Raw genomic sequence first — 18763 nt, 5'->3', positions numbered from 1 at the left:
TTTCTCCTTTGTTTAGTCTTTGTTATAATAATTGCTGATTGTTTCAGCTACCTGCTGCCGTGTTGGAATGCCTGTGTAGACGTTGTCATTCAATCCAGCTTCCTTGCAGATCCGCTTGTCTACACGCTGCTTACTGTCAAATCCCAGCTTCAGCAGTTTCCCAAACAGGCCTAACAGACTTCTGTTCTTCCGGCAGACTGCACAGGCCAGATCTTCCTCCTGCATACACATCTCCAGGACACAGCCTTTCCACTCTTCCCAGATTCCGCTTACTTCCAGATCTTTAGCCTCCATCTCAACTCTTGCCACAGCTGCCTCTCTCGGTGTGCAGAGTACTTCTGTCAGATCATCCATGTAATCTTCCGCATCTTCCTGATCCAGCCCATTCTCTTGCGCCAGCGCAATTAAGGCTTCCTCGTCTCCCTCTTCCTTTTCTGCTTTCGCTGTGCGGATCAGCTCGTCATAGCTCATCTTTCCAAACTTATCGAACATCCAGTTCTCCTTTCCCCATCTCTTCTTTCATCCAGTTACTGTATTCATGTTTCCCTCTTACTGCGATCAGTTCATGCTCTGCAGTCAGCTCAGCGATTCTCTGCCACAGGCCGACATTTGCGATCTGGTTTCCCTTGCTGTTCCGGAAGTCTTTCCCGATCCAGACCGGCATCTGATGTACCAGCATATTCAGCATCCAGTCATTCCGGCAGTGAATGTAAATGATACATGGCCGCCGGATCCGTTCCAGTGCCTTGATCAGAGCTGTCATGGTTGCCATGTTATAGGTTCCCGTCAGCTGATCCCCGCCGCTTCTAGTATTTCCTGGAAGCGAACGGCATTCCAACAGGTACCGGTACTGCCTGTTCATCTCTTTCGGAGACGTACTGTCGCACTCTATGTAGATGTCGATTTCTTCTTTTTGCAACCTTTTTGCCCCCTCTTCTTTTTCTTCGGTGGATCCGTCATCCGGACCATGGTGTAGCGCCTGTATGGATAACCGGTTACCGGATTGGTGCCTTCATGGATGTTGGCTATGTAGTATCCCTTTACCGGCTTGACCTCCATCTTCCATCTGACCAGTTCTTTCTCTTTCGGTTCCGGAAGTGGCATATTGCGAGATGTATTGTAGCTGGATTCTTTGATCCGTGACTTTTCCACAGTTCCGTCCGCTTTCTTCTCTCCGGTGCCGGCCGTCTTGGTCATGTAGGAAGACAGCTTCGTGAAGTCCTCATCATAGGTCTTGTCATTATGCCGGATGTCATTGCTCCAGGTGCCACCTTTCTTCCAGGCCTTCTGCAAGATACTGGCTGTATCTCCGATCTCGTTCACCACCAGATGAATATGCCAGGCTCCCTTCGTGCCTCTTTCAATATTGCGGATCCAGAACAATTCTCTGCCCCGCTTCCGGTATTGCCTTCTCACGTACCTCATAGCATCCTGGAAATCTTTCAGTGCTGCTTTCATATCCGGCGGTCTCTCTTTTGGGCTGTAAGTCCATGTGGCAAAGATGTCTCCCTCATTGAAATACTCCAGGAGACGCAGTCTGCAGTTTCTCTGCTTCACCATCCGGTTCACTACTTTCACCTGCTCTTCTGTTGGTTTCTCTTTTTTCTGCCTCTTCTTTCCCGGTGCTCCATAGTTCCCCTGGTGATACTCTTCTCTGTATAAAATCTTTCCATTTCTCAGCTTGTATGTAGTCCTTAGCATCCCTCTATATGTCCTATCTTTAATATCTTAATCAAGTTGGAAACAGTGGCTGAAACCACTGTTTTTCTTGACCTTTTCGGCCTCTTGGGATACTATAAACATGAGATTATTTATGAGCCCCAAAGGCTTGCCGATGCTTTTATGCATCGGCTTTTTTAATATTCATTTGCAGCCGCTTCCGCAGCCTCTTCGGTCAGGTCTTTCAGTTTCTTCTGGTCTGCTCTCGCCCTACTCACAGCCACAGTACTAAGGGCATAGGGTTCTGATTCCTTCTGCATGAGATATTCCCTCACCCCTGCAATGGCCAGTGCCAGTTCTGCGCCCAACAGCTGATGTGATCCGCTGATCCTGATCTGGCCTCCATGAATCTCGATCATCAGCCTACCTCTTTCCATTCATCCGGTTTCAGATCGTAGATCTCCATTGGCTGGAATACCAGTCTCTTCGCCCGGATGCTGTTTTTCTCTCTTGCCTCCTGCAGATCACGCAGCTTCAGGCTCACGATTAAGCCTGATACCATGCCAGCCATAAACACACAGGCAATTATCATTAACAAATCCATCTTCCCTCTCCCCCGCTTAAGCGGTTTTCTCCGCTGTCTGGAATGCTGCCAGTGCCCTGGCAGCTATCATCTGTAATATCTTCTCTGTCTGATCCGGCTGTACACTATCATCATGGAGCCGGATGACGGCTTTCTCCGTTTTTATCTCACTTACTAACATAGTTACCTCCCCATGTTCTTTACTGCATGTTATGCAGGACCGTTTGTACCACTTGCGTCTCCGTAAATGATCTGGATCAGATCCTGCTTCTGCTCTGCGCTAATTGCTCCTGCTACCTCAGATAGAATAGCCATCCTGTAAATCTTCCTGGACCACTCTTCACTCCCTCTGGCCAGTTCCGCAAGTTCCTTTAATTCATTGAAAAATGCATTATCCATCTTTCCTCCTTGAAAATCGGTGAACGCAATTTTGCTTTCTCCTAATTGTTCGGTATATTTTCTAATGTTCCTCAGCAAATCACAGTGTTTCTTTCCTACCATTTCTGCAATCATAAATGCCATCTATCTCACCTCCTCCGGCTATGCCGGTTATTGACTTTCCTTTCTCTTTTCCGTATCCTATTAGTACAGGTTGCGCTCACAACCAAGTCTTTTGGAAAGGAGAAAATATTATGGCAATTTACAAAATTTCCGAAATCTTAGAATCATTGCAAAGTGCAAAATCAGACGGATATGAATATGTTTCTATTAATGAATCTGATGATGATGATCCTGATCCGGCTGTGCTGTTCCTCGATTATCTTGAAACTCCTAATGATTCTGAGTCGGACATGATCGATGCAGTTGATCTTCCAGACAACTATATTGCTCATTTGAAATAATCTGATACTCGTAACTTAACTCGCCATTCAGAAGACGTTTAAATCTTCGAAGCGTTTTCTGGATGGCTTTCTTGATCTCTTTCACATCTTCATGCTCTCCAATGCAGATTGTTACCTCTATGTGGTTCTCTGATCTGTTTCTACTCACACTGTGCTTTATCACCTATCTCACCTCCTCCGGCTGTATCTTCAACTGTAATTCCATTTGTTCATATTCCGGAGTCTTCACAAAATCCTCCGGAAGTGAAATACCAAACTGCTCACACTCTCTTTTAAATACTTCAGCAATCTTATGTGGTGCTGATCCTTGCTTTGTCATAATTCGGTCTGTAACTCTACCAAGTTCTGCAACACTAGATGCAATAATTGGGTTCAATGGACACGGAAGTTTTTTATCTTCCATTTCATGAAAACGATTTACGTATCTTGCCGTGAATTCCGTTCCTTTCTGCCCCGTCAGTTTATGTGCGATAAATTCGCAGCCTTTCTTTGTAACCTGAAAGCATGGAAGGATCTTATTCTGCTCTGTTATGTATGTTGCTTCCTTAAAGAAATCGGTAAAGCCAATTTTGGCTTCTCCTAATTGTGTGATATAATTTCTAATATCTCTAAGTAATTTGCAATGTTCTTTCCCTACCATTTCTGCTACTTCCATTGAAGTAATTGTGTTTCGTGTTAAGTTGTTCATTTTTGTCTCCTAGTATTAACTTATCTACTTTCAGTATCTTTATAAGTTACTCTTGTGCAAAAAAAATGGCCATCGGATCTTTTATATTCAATTTATCAATCATAATCTGAATTTCATCGCTTCCAAAAACGCCTATTTTCATTTTTTCGTAAAATGTTTTTGGTGTAATTCCTATCATTCCTGCCACATCTGTCTGCGAATAGCCATTTTTGGCTATTACACCTCGTAATTCATCTGTTTTAATCAAAATATCGCCTCCGTATCTTTTTAAGTTACTATTAGAATATCACATTTTTGTAACTTGTCAAGATATTTTTTATTGCATTTATAACATTTTTGTGCTATTATCAAGTTACCACAAAGAAAGGAGCTCTTTCTAATGACTGTTGGCGAACGAATTAAAGAATTACGAACAAATCTTGGTTTAAGTCAAGTTGACTTTGCCGATAGAATCAATGTCTCAAAACAAACTTTATATAAATATGAAAATAATATCATTACCAATATTCCTTCTGATAAGATAGAGGCTGCTGCTCGTCTTGGCAACGTTTCTCCTGCCTATTTAATGGGATGGGATTCTTGGGATTCTGCTATAAAATTAATCTCCAATGAAATAAAGCGAGCTTCTGACCAAACAAGACTTTATATCCAATTGTTTGAATCATATGGTTATAAAATAAACTTAAAGCTAAATACAGTAGATGTACAAACTAAAGATGAAAAGACTTACTCTTTTGATCGCAAAGAATTTATGAGTATGATCCAGCGCTGTTATAAAGACATTACCTATAATATTGAACGATTAATTGATGAGCAGGAAGAACTTCTTGCCGCTCATGCCCGTACCGATATGGAGCAGTCTTCAGAAGCTATTAAGCAGGATCTGGATCTTATGAATGATGATACTAAATGGGAATAAAGGAGGAAATGATATTATGATGTATCCATTTATGACTCTCAATGACGATACTGAAATTACACATTCTGAAATGAAACCAGATGGACGCGTAAAGGTTTATATTGAAACCCCTGATGAAAAATATTGTTTTAAACATGCCACCTGCTGGCTCCCGGATTATTCCTGGGAAGATGTTTTTCAATATTCTGATGATGATATCAATCGTTTTACAGAAATTATCCGTTCTATGGCTCACTTAATCATGGAATTTTCGCAGGAGGGAGGATTTGATAATGCCTCAAATTTTTAGATTTGGCGAATATTGGATTTACTTCTGGACGAATGAAAACAAACCTCTTGAGCCAATCCACATCCATGTTGCAAAAGGTGCACCTACTGCTAATGCTACAAAAATATGGATCACCAGTACTGGTAATTGCTTACTTGCCAATAATAATTCTCGTATTCCAAATCACACACTTCGCAATATCATGCGAATGATTGAAGCACGACATAATGATGTTATACAAGCATGGCTGAATTATTTTGGTGAAATACGTTACTTCTGTTAATCCTGAATTGAGGTGAGACACTTGAACTATGAACAGCTTTTGACTGTGGCCGATCGAGATGGTCTTCTTGTCAAGGAACAACCGCTTCAAGTCCATGATGGTCTGATCTCCGGTAAACGGATCGCTATCCGTAAAGGCATCCAGACTCAGACCGAAAAGTCCTGTGTACTTGCTGAAGAGATCGGCCACTACCGTACCAGTACCGGTGATATTCTTGATCAGAGCAAAGCAGAAAACCGTAAGCAGGAGCTCCATGCCAGAATCTGGGCCTATAATGAACTGATCGGGTTAAAGGGAATCATCCGTTGCTACGAACACCGATTCCATTCTTTCAGTGAGATGGCTGAACTCTTAGAAGTGACAGAAGAATTCCTGTCAGAAGCATTAAAATACTACCGATCTAAGTATGGCATTTACACTATATACCATCAATACGTTATTTATTTTGAGCCACATTTATTAGTAATGAAGAAGATTTGTTAAAAATCTTATGTCAAGTTTAATACCTAAAATTATTTTATGGTTAATTCGCTTCGGCGTTTTAATAAATTCATACAATAGGGAGGAATTGTTATGTCAATGTTAACTTGCAGAGAATGTGGAAAGGAATTTTCCGATAAAGCAGACAAATGTCCGAATTGTGGTGCACCAGCTAGCTATTCGTATAAAGTTGGTGAGGTCTATGAGGTGCCTCAGTCCACCACCAAGAAAAAAATGAGTAAATGTCTGCTCATTTCATTCATCATTGGTGTTCTGTACATACTTTACAGTATCTCTTACTGGTCTGGTACTGCCGGAAGCGGTGCTGATACTGCTGAGCAGATCGGATCCGGTATTGCAACCGCTTTGGTTATGCCGCATTTGATCTGCACAGCCCTTGCCGTACTCTTCAATGGATTTGGCTTGTTCATGAAAAAGCGTGGCTTCGCATTAACTGGCGCAATCTTGTATACCGTTGCACTTGTATTATTTCCAATGTACTTCATGTTTGTCATTATCGAAGTAATTTTATCATTCATTGGATATGCAAAAACACCAAAAGACTGATCCTATCCCCATCCCAGTACATTTGCTGGGATGGAAGAAATAATATGTTTACCAATGTATCCGATGAACGGATGCTTTGGTAAGGGTATTATATTTCTGATCGTGTTGTTGGCCTCAACAAAATGATCTGATTTTAACTTGACTTTCACTGTTTCGGCATATACTATGAAAACATAGTATATCCCTAGCAGTAATCCTCCCACTATCCGGGAATTGATGAGACTAGGGATATTTTTGAACCCAAACTTAAAATTTAAATTGAATACTTGACAAAATCTCTGCATATGCTATGCTATCACTAATTAGTGAATTGGCTGGTATCCGGTCACAGAAAGGGCTTGAGATTTTGTCTCAGGCTCTTTTTGTTTATGTTTAAGGAGATTTTTATGAGTGCTTCTTTAGTATATTTAACAAAGGTTCAAAATACTTAAACGGAAACTCAGAACTGAAACATTTGATCAGAATATATGACTGGTTAAGATATAAATAAATATATCCCGTCCAAATCATTCAATAGTGCGAACACCTGAAATCAGTGGTGGGATATATCCATTTTAGGTATAGTATTTAAATATCTTACGCAATCCATACCATCATGTATAGTGCGAACACCACAATCAAGTACATTGATAGTATAGCAACGTTTTTTATGGATTGCAACAATTGTTTATATTTTTTCAAATGTAAAAACCGCCCAGTGTTACCAGCACCGAACGGCTTTACATAGATTACTGTACGGTTCCGGAAGAACCGTGATATAACCTCATGGCATTAAGATTATATCACAATCCTCCGGCACCTGTACAGGTGTATTTTTTATACTCTTTTTTCATACTTTTGATAAGGAGGATTGATGGTATGGAACAATATTGTATGTATTTACGTAAGTCCCGTGCGGATCGGGAAGCGGAACAGCGTGGTGAAATGGAGACTCTGTCCAGGCATGAAGCTGCTCTTCTGGCTCTGGCTGCCCGGAATCACCATCCGATCACGAAGATCTACCGTGAGGTAGTCTCTGGTGAGACGATTGCCGCACGTCCCTGTATGCAGGAACTGCTCTCTGAAGTAGAAGCCGGCATCTGGACCGGTGTCTATGTCATGGAAGTGGAACGTCTGGCCAGAGGTGATACCATAGATCAGGGTGTGGTGTCCAGAGCATTCCGACTGAGCAGTACCCTTATTATCACTCCGATCAAAACCTATCATCCGGACAATGAATTTGATGAAGAATATTTCGAATTTGGTCTGTTCATGAGCCGCCGGGAATATGCCACCATCAAGCGCCGCCTGCAACGTGGCCGGGATGCTTCCGTCCGGGAAGGAAAATATATCGGAAATAGGACACCTTATGGATATTATCGTGAGAAGATTCCTCATGACAAAGGTTTCCGCCTTGTTCCTGATCCTGATCAGGCTGATGTAGTACGTAACATCTATAAATGGTATTGTAACGGAATTCCTGCAGATGGTGTTTCTCCCACTACCTTTGGTATGGCAAAAATTCGTGACAGATTGAATGGCCTTGGTATTCCTGCTGCCACTGGTGGTCCATGGACGATCTCTTCTGTCAGCGGAATCCTGCAGAATCCAGTGTATACTGGAAAGATCCGTCACAACTACCGCCCTGCCGAAAAGAGCCTGTCAGGTGGCGTGATCACTGTCAGACGCCCACGTAACGGATCCGGAGATCTTTACGATGGACTTCACGAAGCAATCATCAGTCAGGAATCCTTTGATATGGTTCAGGATTTTATGAAAAACCGTAAGCTGCCGTCTATTCCTTACAAGAAAAAAATGGCTAATCCGCTTTCCGGAATCGTTCGCTGCAGTGTCTGTGGGAAAGTCATGATTCGCCGACCATATCAGAGTGGCCGTCAATGTACTCTCATGTGCCAGACCGCACATTGCGCCACGGTTGCTTCTGATCTGGATGACGTAGAACGAGAGATTCTGAACGGTCTGGCCGAATGGCTAAAAGATTATAAACTGCAATGGAATATCCCTGATTCTGCTGACTCCTCTCCTGCCGTATCCATGCTGCAGACTCAGCTGGTACAGAAACGTAAAGAAGAAGAACGGCTCCAGTCTCAGCTGGACAATACCTATGATCTTCTGGAACAGGGTATCTATACAAAAGATGTCTTCCTGACCCGTAATAAAATGGTTGTGGAAAAATTAGAAGATGTTCATATTTCAATTAATTCTCTTGAAAAAGAAATTGTGCTGGAGCAAAAACGCCTCCAGGCAAAAATAGATGTAATCCCTAAAGTAGAAAATATCCTGGATGTGTACTGGACACTTCCGGATGCGAAATCGAAAAATGATCTGTTAAAATCTGTGCTGGATAAAGTCATCTACACCAAATCGGGACGAAATGGTCCACATCGGAAAGTACATTATACTTTCGCTCTCGACCTTTATCCCAGGTTGCCAAAAAGCCCGTAAATACGGGCTTTTTGCATAATGTCCAACATCCATGTACTGACGAACTGGCCCATCTGGAGATGGTTTCCACCATTGTCCACCAGCTTACCTGCAATCTTTCTATGGATGAAATTGAAAAATCTGGTTTTGGGCCATATTATATTGACCATACAGTAGCCGTATGGCCACAGGCGGCTGGTGGCGTTCCGTTTAATGCCTGTGAATTTCAGTCTAAGGGCGATCCGATTACCGATCTTCATGAAGATCTCGCTGCCGAACAAAAAGCTCGAAGCACCTACGATAATATTCTCCGTGTAGTAGGCAATATGCCGGAAATTGCAGATCCGATACGCTTTCTGAGAGCAAGAGAAGTGGTACACTATCAGCGCTTCGGAGAAGCACTGCGTATGATTCAGGATGATCTGGATTCCAGAAACTTCTACGGTTACAATCCTGCGTTTGACAAACCTGCTGCCTGTCTGCCAGCCACAGATACTTGCCAGTAGCAATAATATTTTTTTCTATGAAAGAACCGGTTCCTGAATATACGGGAACCGGTTGTATAGATTCCGACAAAGAAATCATCCCAGCGGATATGTAAGTAAAGTATTCAAAATTCAAAGCCAGAGAAGAACTGGCAATTGCTGCTTCTCCAAAACTGTTGATACCACTCTGAATAAATACATTCGATACTGAAAAGATCGCTCCCCATATTACTGCTGGTATCCCAATTATCAGTTTTTGATATCAAAAGATGATATTAACAACACTATAAAACACCCCCAAACGCTTTTCACTTAGTAGATATAACTAATTTTCAAGGCACTTAGGGGTGTTTTGATGTGTTTTATTTGTCAATTCTCAACAAATTCTGCTTATTTGTTGTAGTTTACGATCTTTCCGAAGTCTGGCTTCAGAGCTGCTCCACCGATCAGACCACCATCGATGTCCGGCTTGGAAAGAAGTTCAGCTGCGTTACCTGCATTCATGGATCCGCCGTACTGGATACGAACTGCTTCTGCAGTAGCTTCATCGTACATCTCAGCGATTGTGTGACGAATCATTGCACAAACTTCCTGCGCCTGGTCAGCTGTTGCTGTCTTACCTGTTCCGATTGCCCAGATTGGTTCGTAAGCGATTACCATTGTCTTAACCTGGTCTGCTGTTACGCCTTCCAGATCAGCTTTGATCTGAAGATTAATCCAGTCTTTGTATGCATTTCTTTCGCGAAGTTCAAGAGATTCTCCGCAGCAAAGGATTGGTGTCAGGCCTGATGCAAATGCCTTGAGCACTTTCTTGTTTAAAAGAGCATCATCTTCTTTGAAGTAATCACGACGTTCTGAATGGCCGATAATTACATATTTTACACCTGCATCCAAAAGCATTGGTGCAGAAATTTCTCCTGTGTATGCTCCCTTGTCTTCGATGTAGAAGTTTTCAGCTCCAACAGCTACGTTAGAGCCTTTTACAGCTTCTACAACTGGTACGATATCAATTGCTGGTACGCAATATACAACATCTACATCTGGATTTACTACCAGGTCTTTCAGTGTATTTACTAATTCTACTGCCTGACTTGGAGTCATGTTCATTTTCCAGTTTCCTGCGATAATTTTCTTTCTTGCCATCGTCTTATCCTCGATTCTGATTTTATTTTTATCACAACTGTTCAAAGCCGCCCTCCAGAATGCTGCACATTTCGTCGGTGTGGCGTATTCGCCAAATAAATTTTCAAAAACAGGATTAAAACGTAAGCATTTTATACCTGTTTTGTGAAATTTTGCCTGGTTCTGAACAGTTACATTTTATTTGTCGTCAGCTGCCATAACACCTGGGAGTTCTTTTCCTTCCAGGAATTCCAGGGATGCTCCACCACCTGTAGAGATGTGACTCATCTTGTCACCAAATCCCAGCTGATTTACTGCTGCTGCAGAGTCACCACCACCAATAATAGTTGTAGCATCTGTCTCAGCCAGTGCTTTTGCAACTGCGATGGTACCTTTTGCAAGAATAGGGTTCTCAAATACACCCATAGGTCCGTTCCATACAACAGTCTTTGCAGTCTTTACAGCATCTGCATACAGAGCCTGTGTCTTAGGTCCGATATCCATGCCCATCTTATCTGCCGGAATCTTATCAGAATCTACTTCTACTGTAGCGATCTCAGCATCAATTGGGTTCGGGAATTCGCCTGTGCATACAGTATCGATTGGAAGAAGAAGTTTTTTGCCAAGCTTTTCTGCTTTTTCCATCATTTCTTTGCAGTAATCCAGTTTTGTTTCATCGCAAAGAGATGTTCCGATTTCATATCCTTTTGCTTTCAGGAATGTGTAAGCCATACCACCACCAATAATCAGGGTATCACATTTTTCCAGAAGGTTAGAGATAACATTCAGTTTATCAGCTACTTTTGCACCGCCCAGGATTGCTACGAAAGGTCTTACCGGATTCTCTACTGCATTACCAAGGAATGCAATTTCTTTTTCCATCAGATATCCAACTGCATTTTCTCCGCCTTTTGCTTTGATGAACTTTGTAACGCCAGCTACAGAAGCATGTGCTCTGTGAGAAGATCCGAATGCATCGCAAACATAAATGTCTGCCAAATCAGCCAGTTCTTTGCTGAATTCTTCACCATTCTTTGTTTCTTCTGCGCCACGGAAACGGGTATTCTGAAGAAGTACTACATCTCCTTCTTTCATCTCTTCCACTGCTTTGGTAGCAGCTTCACCTGTTACATGATAATCAGATACGAATACAACTTCTTTGCCAAGCTTTTCGGAAAGTCTCTTTGCAACTGGTGCAAGAGATTCACCTTCGTTCGGGCCATTCTTTACTTTTCCAAGGTGAGAGCAAAGAATTACTTTCGCTCCATCTTTGATCAGTTTGTTGATGGTTGGCAGTGCTGCTACAATACGTGTCTCATCTGTGATTTCACCATTCTTTAATGGTACATTGAAGTCACATCTTACCAGAACGCGTTTTCCCTTTGCATTGATATCATCTACTGTTTTTTTACTTAATCCCATTGTCGTAACCTCCGTTATATCTTCAGACTGAGTTTGTCTGAAAGATCATGATAATAAAATGAGGCCCGGTCCATATAAGACCGGACCTCTGATAGGTCTTGATAATACTTATGCTAATTCGCTGAAGTATTTGATTGTACGAACCATCTGGCTTACATAGCTGTTTTCGTTGTCATACCAAGAAACAACCTGTACCTGAGATGTTCCATCTTCAAGGTTAACTACCATTGTCTGTGTAGCATCAAACAGAGAACCGAATCTCATACCAACGATATCGCTGGATACAATTTCATCTGTGTTGTAACCGAAAGATTCTGTAGCTGCTGCTTTCATAGCTGCATTGATTTCTTCTACAGTAGCTTTTCCTTTTACTACTGCGTTCAGGATTGTTGTAGATCCTGTAGGGGTCGGTACACGCTGAGCAGCACCGATCAGTTTGCCATTCAGTTCTGGGATAACCAGACCGATTGCTTTTGCAGCACCTGTGCTGTTAGGAACGATGTTGATTGCACCTGCACGAGATCTTCTGAGGTCACCTTTTCTCTGTGGTCCGTCAAGGATCATCTGGTCACCTGTGTAAGCGTGAATTGTGCACATGATACCGGACTGAATTGGCATATAGTCATTAAGAGCTTTGGCCATAGGAGCCAGGCAGTTTGTTGTACAAGAAGCTGCAGAAATTACTGTATCTTCTGGCTTCAGTGTTTCATGGTTTACATTGTAAACGATGGTAGGAAGGTCATTTCCTGCTGGAGCAGAGATAACAACTTTACGAGCACCAGCTTTGATGTGTGCTTCTGCTTTTGCTTTGGATGTATAGAAACCTGTACATTCCAGAACTACGTCTACGCCGATTTCTCCCCATGGAAGGTTAGCAGCATCTGCTTCTTTGTAGATCTTGATTTCTTTTCCATCAACTGTGATAGAATCTTCACCTGCTGTTACTGTATCAGCCAGAGCATATTTACCCTGAGATGAATCATACTTTAACAGATGTGCAAGCATTTTAGGGCTTGTTAAATCGTTGATTGCTACTACTTCATAACCTTCTGCACCAAACATCTGTCTGAATGCAAGACGACCGATACGGCCGAATCCATTGATCGCTACTTTTACTGCCATAATCGTAATTCCTCCTGAGAATTTAATTAAAAAATTTTATCTGACAAAGCAGATCGTTTCTGTTCCTATTTAGGAACATCAACCCACTTGTTATTCTACTCAATTTAGGCAAAAAATTCAAGGTCTTTTTCATGTTTTTGGTTTGATTTGGAAATATGTATATTTGACATCCCATATTTTTTCTTATATTATAAAAAATGACAAATTTTAAACAGACTTTTATTTTGTTCTATATTAAAAACATTTTTATAAAGGAGTAACTCCGTCATGAAATGTGATTTTCATATACATTCTTCTTTTTCCGGTGACTCGGACACCCCTATGCCGGCTATGATTGAACGTGCCATTACTCTTGGACTTGATACGATCTGCTTCACTGAACATTATGATGAAGATTATCCGGAAGGTGAGGAAAATTTTTCTCTTGCTGTTTCTGATTACTACGAAACGCTCTGTACTTTGAAAAAACAATATTGTTCCAAAATCAACATTTGTTTTGGTGTGGAACTTGGTATGCAATCTCATCTTGGTAATCTGTATACAAAGTACGTACAATCCTGGCCATTTGATTTTGTCATTGCATCTCAGCATCTTCTGGATCATACAGACCCTTATTATCCAGCTTATTGGAAAAATAAAAATCCATCAGATGTCATACGCCATTATTTTAAAGAAACTCTTCAGAACCTGAAGTCTATGCAGGGCGAATACGATACCCTGGCTCACCTGGACTATATTGTGCGTTATGCAGGTTTCGGATTTACTTCTTATCATTACGATGAATATGCTGATGTAATTGATCCAATTTTAAGATATCTGATCGAGCAGGACAAATGTCTGGAAGTGAATACTGCCGGATTTAAATATGGACTTGGGCATCCGAATCCATGCGAAGAAGTTCTGAAGCGTTATCGTCAGCTGGGTGGTGAGAAGATCACCATTGGTTCAGACGGACACCGGCCGGAACATATCGCCTATAACTTTGACCACCTTCAGGATCTGCTTAACCATATTGGTTTTCAGTACTACTGCATCTTCCAGAAGCGAAAATCGGAGTTTCGCAGACTTGACAGATAAAAAACAGGAAAGAGACATTCTATATTTCCCCGTCTCTTTCCTGTTTTTGTGCTTCTAGCTCTATCTGGAACTTTTTATTGTTCCACCACCCAGAACATTCTCTCCGTCATAAAATACAACGGCCTGGCCTGGTGTCATAGCTCTCTGTGGTTCTTCAAATACACATTCCACCAGATCCTCTTCTATCATCCGGATCACAGCCGGCGCTCCTTTATGATTGTAGCGTATCTTTGCCATAACCTTCTGATCACCTTTGATTCCGGCTACAGACATAAAGTTCACATGATCTGCGTACAGAATATGATGCATCAGATCATGGTTCTCTCCAATCACCACTTCATTGGTCTCTGTTTTCAGATCAGTGACGAAGACCCGATGCCCCATTGGGAGTTCCAGTCCACGTCTTTGTCCGATGGTATAATGGGTAATTCCCTTATGTGTTCCAAGAATGATTCCATCTTTGGTTACAAAATTTCCTTTCGGAACTTTTTTTCCTGTATACTCTTCCAGGAATGATGCATAATCTCCATCTTTCACAAAACAGATATCCTGACTGTCTGGCTTATGTGCTACACGCAGCCCAATATCCGATGCAATTTTACGGATCTGATCCTTGGAATACTCACCTACCGGCATCAGAGTCCGCTTCAGCTGATCCTGTGTCAGATTGTACAATGCATAGGTCTGATCCTTCGTTGCCGTTACAGAATTGCAAATGGTATATCTTCCATTCTCCAGCTGGCGAATTCTTGCATAATGACCGGTTGCTATATAATCTGCACCGATATCCATACTTCTCTTCAGCAGTGATTCCCATTTCACATATCTGTTACAGGCTATACATGGATTTGGTGTTCTGCCACACAGATATTCCCTGGCGAAATAGTCCATTACTTTATCTTTGAACTCCGCTTTAAAGTTCATAACATAATATGGAATTCCCAGATCATGAGCAACTCTTCTGGCATCTTCTACCGCACTGAGTCCGCAGCATCCGCCATTTTCCTGCTGCACTGTTTCGTCCTCATCCTGCCAGATCTGCATGGTCACACCAACCACATCGTATCCCTGTTCCTTAAGAAGATATGCCGCTACCGAAGAGTCCACTCCTCCTGACATTCCTACTACTACTTTTTTCATAACTGCTTCCTAGTATTCGTCCTCTTCTTCACCTTCACTGATATCGTTCTTAGGCTTAGAAAGTCCTTCAATCTTGATATGATGCTTCTCTGCGTAATCCCAGAGTGCTGCATGAATTGCTTCTTCTGCCAGCAGTGAACAATGCACTTTTACTGGTGGAAGTCCATCCAGAGCTTCCATAACAGCTTTGTTCGTCACTTCCAGAGCCTGCTGGATCGTTTTTCCCTTTACCAGCTCGGTTGCCATACTGCTGGTTGCTACTGCTGCACCGCATCCAAATGTCTTGAACTTACAGTCCTGAATCACACCGTTATCATCAATATCCAGATACATTCTCATGATGTCTCCACATTTTGCATTACCAACTGTGCCGACACCACTTGCATTTTCGATTTCTCCTACATTTCTTGGATGCTGAAAATGATCCATTACTTTTTCACTGTACATTATCTATTCCTCCAGTATCTATATTTTCGTATTTATAATTATTTCTCTCCACCTTTTGATTTTCTGACAAAATCTTCATACAGTGGAGACATGCTTCTCAGTCTTTCGATAATACTCTTCAGCTTTTCAATTACAAAATCAATATCTTCTTTTGTAATCTCTTCACTTAATGTCAGTCTCAGAGAACCATGTGCGATCTCATGAGGCAGACCAATGGCAAGCAGTACATGGGATGGATCCAGGGAACCGGATGTGCAGGCAGATCCACTGGAACCGCAGATACCATCCATATCCAGCATAATCAGCATAGACTCACCTTCGATGAACTGGAAACTGAAGTTTGCATTATTTGGCAGACGATTGGTACGATGTCCATTCAGTCTGGTGTATGGAATCTCTTTTAAAACACGGTCAATCAGATAATCACGCAGTTCGATCTCTTTTGCTGTTCTTTCCTGCATGGATGCAATTGCTCTTTTCGTAGCTACACCAAGACCTACGATGCCAGGAATATTTTCAGTACCGGCACGACGTTTTCTCTCCTGTGCTCCACCATGTACAAAGGAGCGAATCTTAACACCTTTACGGATATATAAGAAGCCAATTCCTTTTGGTCCGTTCAGCTTATGTCCGCTGGCACTGAGCATATCAATATGACACTCATCTACATTGATTGGCACCTGTCCAAATGCCTGAACTGCATCTGTATGGAATAAGATGCCATGTTCTTTTGCGATCTCACCGATTTCTTTAATTGGCTGAATAGTTCCGATCTCATTATTGGCAAACATAACAGAAATCAGAATTGTCGTAGGACGGATGGCTTTTTTCAGTTCATTCAGTTTGATCACACCATTCTCATCTACATCCACATAAGTCACTTCAAATCCCTGCTTCTCCAGCCATTCACAGGTATGAAGAATTGCATGATGTTCAATCTTTGATGTAATGATATGATTTCCCTTGCTCTTGTAAGCTTCTGCTGTAGCCTTCAGCGCCCAGTTATCTGACTCAGAACCGCCTGCGGTAAAGTAAATCTCTTCTCCCCTGGCACCAAGTGCATCTGCAATAATATCTCTTGCTTCATTCATGGCATTCTTGGAATGATTACCAAGATCATATATCGTAGATGCATTTCCGTAAAATTCTGTAAAATATGGAAGCATTGCATCTACAACTTCCGGAGCAGTCTTTGTTGTTGCCGCATTGTCCAGATAAATTATCTTCTTCATGATTTTTACCTCAATTCTCACATTTTATGGTAGCATTGCCATTTAGCTTCTGCGCTTTTTTACTTTCTGTCACTAACTGATCCAGCTTAATCTCATCCACAGCCTGTGTAATGCTGTCATTTACTCTCTGCCAGACATACTTTGTCACACAAAGCTCTGCTCCTTCACAGCCCTTGTCTTCCTGCAATCCAGGACATTCTACTGCGTTCAGATTGCCTTCCAGAGCTCGCAGGATGTCTCCCACAGAAATCTCTGCTGCATCCTTTGCCAGTCGGTATCCCCCCTGAGCTCCCCGCACACTTACGATCAGTCCTGCTTTTCGAAGCTTTCCCATAAGCTGTTCCAGATAACTCTCGGAAATTCCCTGACGCATGGCTATGCAGCTGATGGATACTGCCTCTGTCTCACAATGCATGGCCAGATCAATCAATGCGCGCAGCCCATATCTTCCTTTTGTGGATAGTTTCATGCTGCCACCTCTTTTGCTTCTTTTAATTCCCACTAAATTACTCGGGTTTTTTCATTCATGAATATAACACCTCTTTTCCGTTCTGTCAAGCATCTGTCGGGAATATACTGGTAGAAATCTTTTCTCGCAGGTAGATTTATGTTTGTGAAACATCCACTTTTTAAAGGAACCATTATTTTAACTCTTTCCGGCATTCTGAGCCGTTTTATGGGTTTCTTCTATAGGGTATTCCTTTCCAGGGCAATTGGTGCAGAAGGCATGGGACTTTATCAACTGGTTTTTCCTGTCTATATTCTTGCCAGCAGCATTACTGTTTCCGGTATCCAGACCGCCATTTCCAGGCTGGTGTCTGCACGCACCGCCTCGGTTTCCTCTGAGAGTGGCAAAACCATTCTCCTGACAGGCATTCTGATCTCAGCAGGTCTCTCCATTCCTGTCTCTGCTCTGCTTTTTTTCCTTGCTTCCCCCATTGCCATCTGGTATCTGAAAAGCCCTGCTGCCACTGACCTTCTTCGTCTGGTTGCTCTGGCCATTCCTTTTGGAGCTTTTCATGCCTGTGCAGATGGTTATTATCTTGGCATTCGCAATACTGTTGTTCCTGCTATACGACAGCTTCTGGAACAGGCCGTCCGTTTTCTTCTGCTCCTGCCGCTGTATTATGGGTTTTTCCCACACTCTGTTCCTCTTACTCCACTGATAGCTGTTCTGATCCTGGTTCTGGAAGAATGTGCGGCGGCTCTGTTTTCCTTTTTCACCTTGTTTTTTTCACTTTCCAGGCCAGGAAATACCCTGTTTCTGCAAAAAATACGCCTCTTTCTGCAATACCACCATACTGTTCTGTATTCTGACTCGGCAGAATTATTATCCGTTGCTCTTCCCCTTACCGGCAACCGGGTAGTCGTCTGCCTGCTCCAGAGTCTGGAGGCCAGCCTTCTTCCGGTTCGCCTGTGTTGCTATGGATACACTGCTGCGCAGGCTTTGCGTATCTATGGGATCCTGACCGGTATGTCACTTCCCATGATTCTCTTTCCTACTGCCGTTACTTCTGCCCTTTGTGCCATGCTTCTTCCTTCCGTTTCTGCTGCATGGGCTTCAGGATTCATAGTGACCGTACACCGACTGATTCAGAAAAGCATATTATCCTGCCTATCCATCGGTCTTGTATTCTCTCTTTCCTTTCTGCTTCTTGGCAAACCGGTTACCGTTCTTCTGTTTCAAAATGAACTGGCCGGCTGCTACGTACAGGCCTTTGCTTTTGTATGTCCTCTTCTCTACCTGAATCCGGTTCTTTTTTCCATTCTCAATGGACTGGGAAAAAGTTCTGCTGTTTTCTTCTACAGTCTGGGAAGTCTTGTCCTGCGTCTTGTATTTCTCTTTTTTGTGGTACCCTTTTGGGGCATTACCGGGTATTTTATGGGACTTTTTCTGAGCCAGCTTCTGTGCTGCTTCCTGTCTCTTCGTTCACTTGGAAAACAATGTCGGTTACGAGAAAAAAATACTCCCGTATGAGAACTCTTCTCATACAGGAGCAGTC

At 42.3% G+C, this 18763-nt stretch carries 26 protein-coding genes; 10 read left to right on the top strand and 16 right to left on the bottom strand.

Annotated features, from left to right (window positions below):
* Positions 1-12: 12 nt before the first annotated feature.
* The 7 genes from OCV47_RS10375 to OCV47_RS10345 form a co-directional block, all read right to left on the bottom strand.
* Entirely contained in the window at positions 13-492 is a 480-nt protein-coding gene (locus OCV47_RS10375; RefSeq protein WP_262655012.1) for a hypothetical protein, read from the bottom strand.
* Positions 482-919 carry a ribonuclease H family protein gene (locus tag OCV47_RS10370; protein ID WP_262655011.1) on the bottom strand — a complete coding sequence of 146 codons (438 nt, stop codon included), beginning with the start codon at positions 917-919 and terminating at the stop codon, positions 482-484. The genes OCV47_RS10375 and OCV47_RS10370 overlap by 11 nt, the downstream gene beginning before the upstream one ends.
* Positions 889-1701, bottom strand: coding sequence for a rolling circle replication-associated protein (locus OCV47_RS10365; RefSeq protein ID WP_262655010.1), 813 nt, complete (start codon positions 1699-1701; stop codon positions 889-891). The genes OCV47_RS10370 and OCV47_RS10365 overlap by 31 nt, the downstream gene beginning before the upstream one ends.
* 155 nt (positions 1702-1856) lie before the next feature.
* Positions 1857-2078, bottom strand: a complete 222-nt coding sequence (locus OCV47_RS10360; protein WP_262655009.1) for a hypothetical protein — start codon at positions 2076-2078, stop codon at positions 1857-1859.
* Positions 2078-2263 carry a hypothetical protein gene (locus OCV47_RS10355; RefSeq protein ID WP_262655008.1) on the bottom strand — a complete coding sequence of 62 codons (186 nt, stop codon included), beginning with the start codon at positions 2261-2263 and terminating at the stop codon, positions 2078-2080. The genes OCV47_RS10360 and OCV47_RS10355 overlap by 1 nt, the downstream gene beginning before the upstream one ends.
* Before the next feature lie 16 nt (positions 2264-2279).
* Entirely contained in the window at positions 2280-2423 is a 144-nt protein-coding gene (locus tag OCV47_RS10350) for a hypothetical protein (RefSeq protein ID WP_262655007.1), read from the bottom strand.
* 29 nt (positions 2424-2452) lie between these two features.
* Entirely contained in the window at positions 2453-2764 is a 312-nt protein-coding gene (locus OCV47_RS10345) for a Rha family transcriptional regulator (RefSeq protein WP_262655005.1), read from the bottom strand.
* Between the two features lie 110 nt (positions 2765-2874).
* Here OCV47_RS10345 and OCV47_RS10340 point away from each other — a divergent pair, with 110 nt between their 5' ends.
* Entirely contained in the window at positions 2875-3084 is a 210-nt protein-coding gene (locus tag OCV47_RS10340) for a hypothetical protein (RefSeq protein ID WP_262655003.1), read from the top strand.
* A 163-nt stretch (positions 3085-3247) separates the two neighbouring features.
* Here OCV47_RS10340 and OCV47_RS10335 read toward each other — a convergent pair whose 3' ends face one another.
* Together OCV47_RS10335 and OCV47_RS10330 are read right to left on the bottom strand one after the other, a co-directional pair.
* Entirely contained in the window at positions 3248-3772 is a 525-nt protein-coding gene (locus OCV47_RS10335; RefSeq protein ID WP_262655002.1) for a Rha family transcriptional regulator, read from the bottom strand.
* A gap of 46 nt (positions 3773-3818) precedes the next feature.
* Positions 3819-4019: a helix-turn-helix domain-containing protein gene (locus OCV47_RS10330; RefSeq protein WP_117449139.1), complete on the bottom strand. Its 201-nt coding sequence runs from the start codon at positions 4017-4019 to the stop codon at positions 3819-3821.
* Between the two features lie 132 nt (positions 4020-4151).
* Here OCV47_RS10330 and OCV47_RS10325 point away from each other — a divergent pair, with 132 nt between their 5' ends.
* From OCV47_RS10325 to OCV47_RS10295, 7 genes are all read left to right on the top strand, one after another.
* On the top strand, positions 4152-4691 hold the full coding sequence (locus tag OCV47_RS10325; RefSeq protein WP_262655000.1) for a helix-turn-helix domain-containing protein: 540 nt from the start codon (positions 4152-4154) through the stop codon (positions 4689-4691).
* A gap of 16 nt (positions 4692-4707) precedes the next feature.
* Positions 4708-4980, top strand: a complete 273-nt coding sequence (locus OCV47_RS10320; protein ID WP_117449141.1) for a hypothetical protein — start codon at positions 4708-4710, stop codon at positions 4978-4980.
* Complete coding sequence (locus tag OCV47_RS10315) at positions 4964-5242, top strand: DUF4160 domain-containing protein (RefSeq protein ID WP_117449142.1); 279 nt, start codon at positions 4964-4966, stop codon at positions 5240-5242. Before OCV47_RS10320 ends, OCV47_RS10315 begins: the two co-directional genes overlap by 17 nt.
* 21 nt (positions 5243-5263) lie before the next feature.
* Complete coding sequence (locus OCV47_RS10310) at positions 5264-5725, top strand: ImmA/IrrE family metallo-endopeptidase (protein WP_262654999.1); 462 nt, start codon at positions 5264-5266, stop codon at positions 5723-5725.
* Between the two features lie 90 nt (positions 5726-5815).
* Positions 5816-6289, top strand: a complete 474-nt coding sequence (locus OCV47_RS10305; RefSeq protein ID WP_262654998.1) for a hypothetical protein — start codon at positions 5816-5818, stop codon at positions 6287-6289.
* Between the two features lie 858 nt (positions 6290-7147).
* Positions 7148-8734 carry a recombinase family protein gene (locus OCV47_RS10300; RefSeq protein ID WP_262654997.1) on the top strand — a complete coding sequence of 529 codons (1587 nt, stop codon included), beginning with the start codon at positions 7148-7150 and terminating at the stop codon, positions 8732-8734.
* Positions 8735-8745: 11 nt separating this feature from the next.
* Positions 8746-9219, top strand: coding sequence for a manganese catalase family protein (locus OCV47_RS10295; RefSeq protein WP_262654996.1), 474 nt, complete (start codon positions 8746-8748; stop codon positions 9217-9219).
* Positions 9220-9588: 369 nt separating this feature from the next.
* On the opposite strand, the gene tpiA is transcribed toward OCV47_RS10295, so the two are convergent.
* The 3 genes from tpiA to gap all read right to left on the bottom strand — a co-directional run bounded on the left by tpiA (position 9589) and on the right by gap (position 12864).
* Positions 9589-10341, bottom strand: a complete 753-nt coding sequence (tpiA, locus tag OCV47_RS10290; protein ID WP_117449157.1) for a triose-phosphate isomerase — start codon at positions 10339-10341, stop codon at positions 9589-9591.
* Positions 10342-10518: 177 nt separating this feature from the next.
* Positions 10519-11742 (bottom strand): phosphoglycerate kinase, encoded by a 1224-nt coding sequence (locus OCV47_RS10285; RefSeq protein WP_117449145.1) that lies wholly within the window; start codon positions 11740-11742, stop codon positions 10519-10521.
* Positions 11743-11850: 108 nt separating this feature from the next.
* The gene (gap, locus tag OCV47_RS10280) at positions 11851-12864 is read right to left on the bottom strand and encodes a type I glyceraldehyde-3-phosphate dehydrogenase (protein ID WP_117449146.1); all 1014 of its coding nucleotides are present in this window, start codon (positions 12862-12864) and stop codon (positions 11851-11853) included.
* A gap of 267 nt (positions 12865-13131) precedes the next feature.
* Between gap and OCV47_RS10275 the strand changes: the two genes are divergently transcribed.
* Positions 13132-13941, top strand: a complete 810-nt coding sequence (locus OCV47_RS10275) for a histidinol-phosphatase HisJ family protein (protein ID WP_262654995.1) — start codon at positions 13132-13134, stop codon at positions 13939-13941.
* 60 nt (positions 13942-14001) lie between these two features.
* Here the strand turns inward: OCV47_RS10275 and mnmA are convergent, their stop codons facing one another.
* Genes mnmA through OCV47_RS10255 form a run of 4 tightly spaced genes read right to left on the bottom strand, consistent with a single transcriptional unit; the run spans position 14002 to position 17229 of the window.
* Positions 14002-15081, bottom strand: coding sequence for a tRNA 2-thiouridine(34) synthase MnmA (gene mnmA, locus OCV47_RS10270; RefSeq protein WP_256301338.1), 1080 nt, complete (start codon positions 15079-15081; stop codon positions 14002-14004).
* A 9-nt stretch (positions 15082-15090) separates the two neighbouring features.
* On the bottom strand, positions 15091-15528 hold the full coding sequence (gene nifU / locus OCV47_RS10265; RefSeq protein WP_117449149.1) for a Fe-S cluster assembly scaffold protein NifU: 438 nt from the start codon (positions 15526-15528) through the stop codon (positions 15091-15093).
* Positions 15529-15566: 38 nt separating this feature from the next.
* Positions 15567-16760 carry a cysteine desulfurase NifS gene (gene nifS, locus OCV47_RS10260; RefSeq protein WP_262654994.1) on the bottom strand — a complete coding sequence of 398 codons (1194 nt, stop codon included), beginning with the start codon at positions 16758-16760 and terminating at the stop codon, positions 15567-15569.
* Between the two features lie 10 nt (positions 16761-16770).
* A complete protein-coding gene (locus tag OCV47_RS10255) occupies positions 16771-17229 on the bottom strand; it encodes an RrF2 family transcriptional regulator (RefSeq protein ID WP_117449151.1) in 459 nt (152 codons plus the stop codon).
* A gap of 138 nt (positions 17230-17367) precedes the next feature.
* On the opposite strand from OCV47_RS10255, the gene OCV47_RS10250 reads away from it, so the two are divergent.
* Entirely contained in the window at positions 17368-18738 is a 1371-nt protein-coding gene (locus OCV47_RS10250; RefSeq protein WP_262654993.1) for a polysaccharide biosynthesis protein, read from the top strand.
* The last annotated feature ends 25 nt before the right edge of the window (positions 18739-18763 follow it).

This window comes from Muricoprocola aceti (assembly GCF_025567005.1).
In the GTDB taxonomy this organism is placed as follows: Bacteria; Bacillota; Clostridia; order Lachnospirales; family Lachnospiraceae; genus Marvinbryantia; species Marvinbryantia aceti.
The sequence above is the reverse complement of the archived record's forward strand: the minus strand, read 5'-3'. Positions and strand labels throughout refer to the sequence as shown.

Bases quoted from the DNA above. Each gene is read 5' to 3' on its own strand.
- OCV47_RS10305 (WP_262654998.1), top strand. From the start codon at position 5,816: ATGTCAATGTTAACTTGCAGAGAATGTGGAAAGGAATTTTCCGATAAA.
- tpiA (WP_117449157.1), bottom strand. From the start codon at position 10,341: ATGGCAAGAAAGAAAATTATCGCAGGAAACTGGAAAATGAACATGACT.
- OCV47_RS10365 (WP_262655010.1), bottom strand. From the start codon at position 1,701: ATGCTAAGGACTACATACAAGCTGAGAAATGGAAAGATTTTATACAGA.
- OCV47_RS10250 (WP_262654993.1), top strand. From the start codon at position 17,368: ATGTTTGTGAAACATCCACTTTTTAAAGGAACCATTATTTTAACTCTT.
- gap (WP_117449146.1), bottom strand. From the start codon at position 12,864: ATGGCAGTAAAAGTAGCGATCAATGGATTCGGCCGTATCGGTCGTCTT.
- OCV47_RS10275 (WP_262654995.1), top strand. From the start codon at position 13,132: ATGAAATGTGATTTTCATATACATTCTTCTTTTTCCGGTGACTCGGAC.
- OCV47_RS10315 (WP_117449142.1), top strand. From the start codon at position 4,964: ATGCCTCAAATTTTTAGATTTGGCGAATATTGGATTTACTTCTGGACG.
- OCV47_RS10325 (WP_262655000.1), top strand. From the start codon at position 4,152: ATGACTGTTGGCGAACGAATTAAAGAATTACGAACAAATCTTGGTTTA.
- OCV47_RS10375 (WP_262655012.1), bottom strand. From the start codon at position 492: ATGTTCGATAAGTTTGGAAAGATGAGCTATGACGAGCTGATCCGCACA.
- mnmA (WP_256301338.1), bottom strand. From the start codon at position 15,081: ATGAAAAAAGTAGTAGTAGGAATGTCAGGAGGAGTGGACTCTTCGGTA.
- OCV47_RS10360 (WP_262655009.1), bottom strand. From the start codon at position 2,078: ATGATCGAGATTCATGGAGGCCAGATCAGGATCAGCGGATCACATCAG.
- OCV47_RS10255 (WP_117449151.1), bottom strand. From the start codon at position 17,229: ATGAAACTATCCACAAAAGGAAGATATGGGCTGCGCGCATTGATTGAT.
- OCV47_RS10335 (WP_262655002.1), bottom strand. From the start codon at position 3,772: ATGAACAACTTAACACGAAACACAATTACTTCAATGGAAGTAGCAGAA.
- nifS (WP_262654994.1), bottom strand. From the start codon at position 16,760: ATGAAGAAGATAATTTATCTGGACAATGCGGCAACAACAAAGACTGCT.
- nifU (WP_117449149.1), bottom strand. From the start codon at position 15,528: ATGTACAGTGAAAAAGTAATGGATCATTTTCAGCATCCAAGAAATGTA.
- OCV47_RS10350 (WP_262655007.1), bottom strand. From the start codon at position 2,423: ATGTTAGTAAGTGAGATAAAAACGGAGAAAGCCGTCATCCGGCTCCAT.
- OCV47_RS10355 (WP_262655008.1), bottom strand. From the start codon at position 2,263: ATGGATTTGTTAATGATAATTGCCTGTGTGTTTATGGCTGGCATGGTA.
- OCV47_RS10345 (WP_262655005.1), bottom strand. From the start codon at position 2,764: ATGGCATTTATGATTGCAGAAATGGTAGGAAAGAAACACTGTGATTTG.
- OCV47_RS10300 (WP_262654997.1), top strand. From the start codon at position 7,148: ATGGAACAATATTGTATGTATTTACGTAAGTCCCGTGCGGATCGGGAA.
- OCV47_RS10340 (WP_262655003.1), top strand. From the start codon at position 2,875: ATGGCAATTTACAAAATTTCCGAAATCTTAGAATCATTGCAAAGTGCA.
- OCV47_RS10285 (WP_117449145.1), bottom strand. From the start codon at position 11,742: ATGGGATTAAGTAAAAAAACAGTAGATGATATCAATGCAAAGGGAAAA.
- OCV47_RS10320 (WP_117449141.1), top strand. From the start codon at position 4,708: ATGATGTATCCATTTATGACTCTCAATGACGATACTGAAATTACACAT.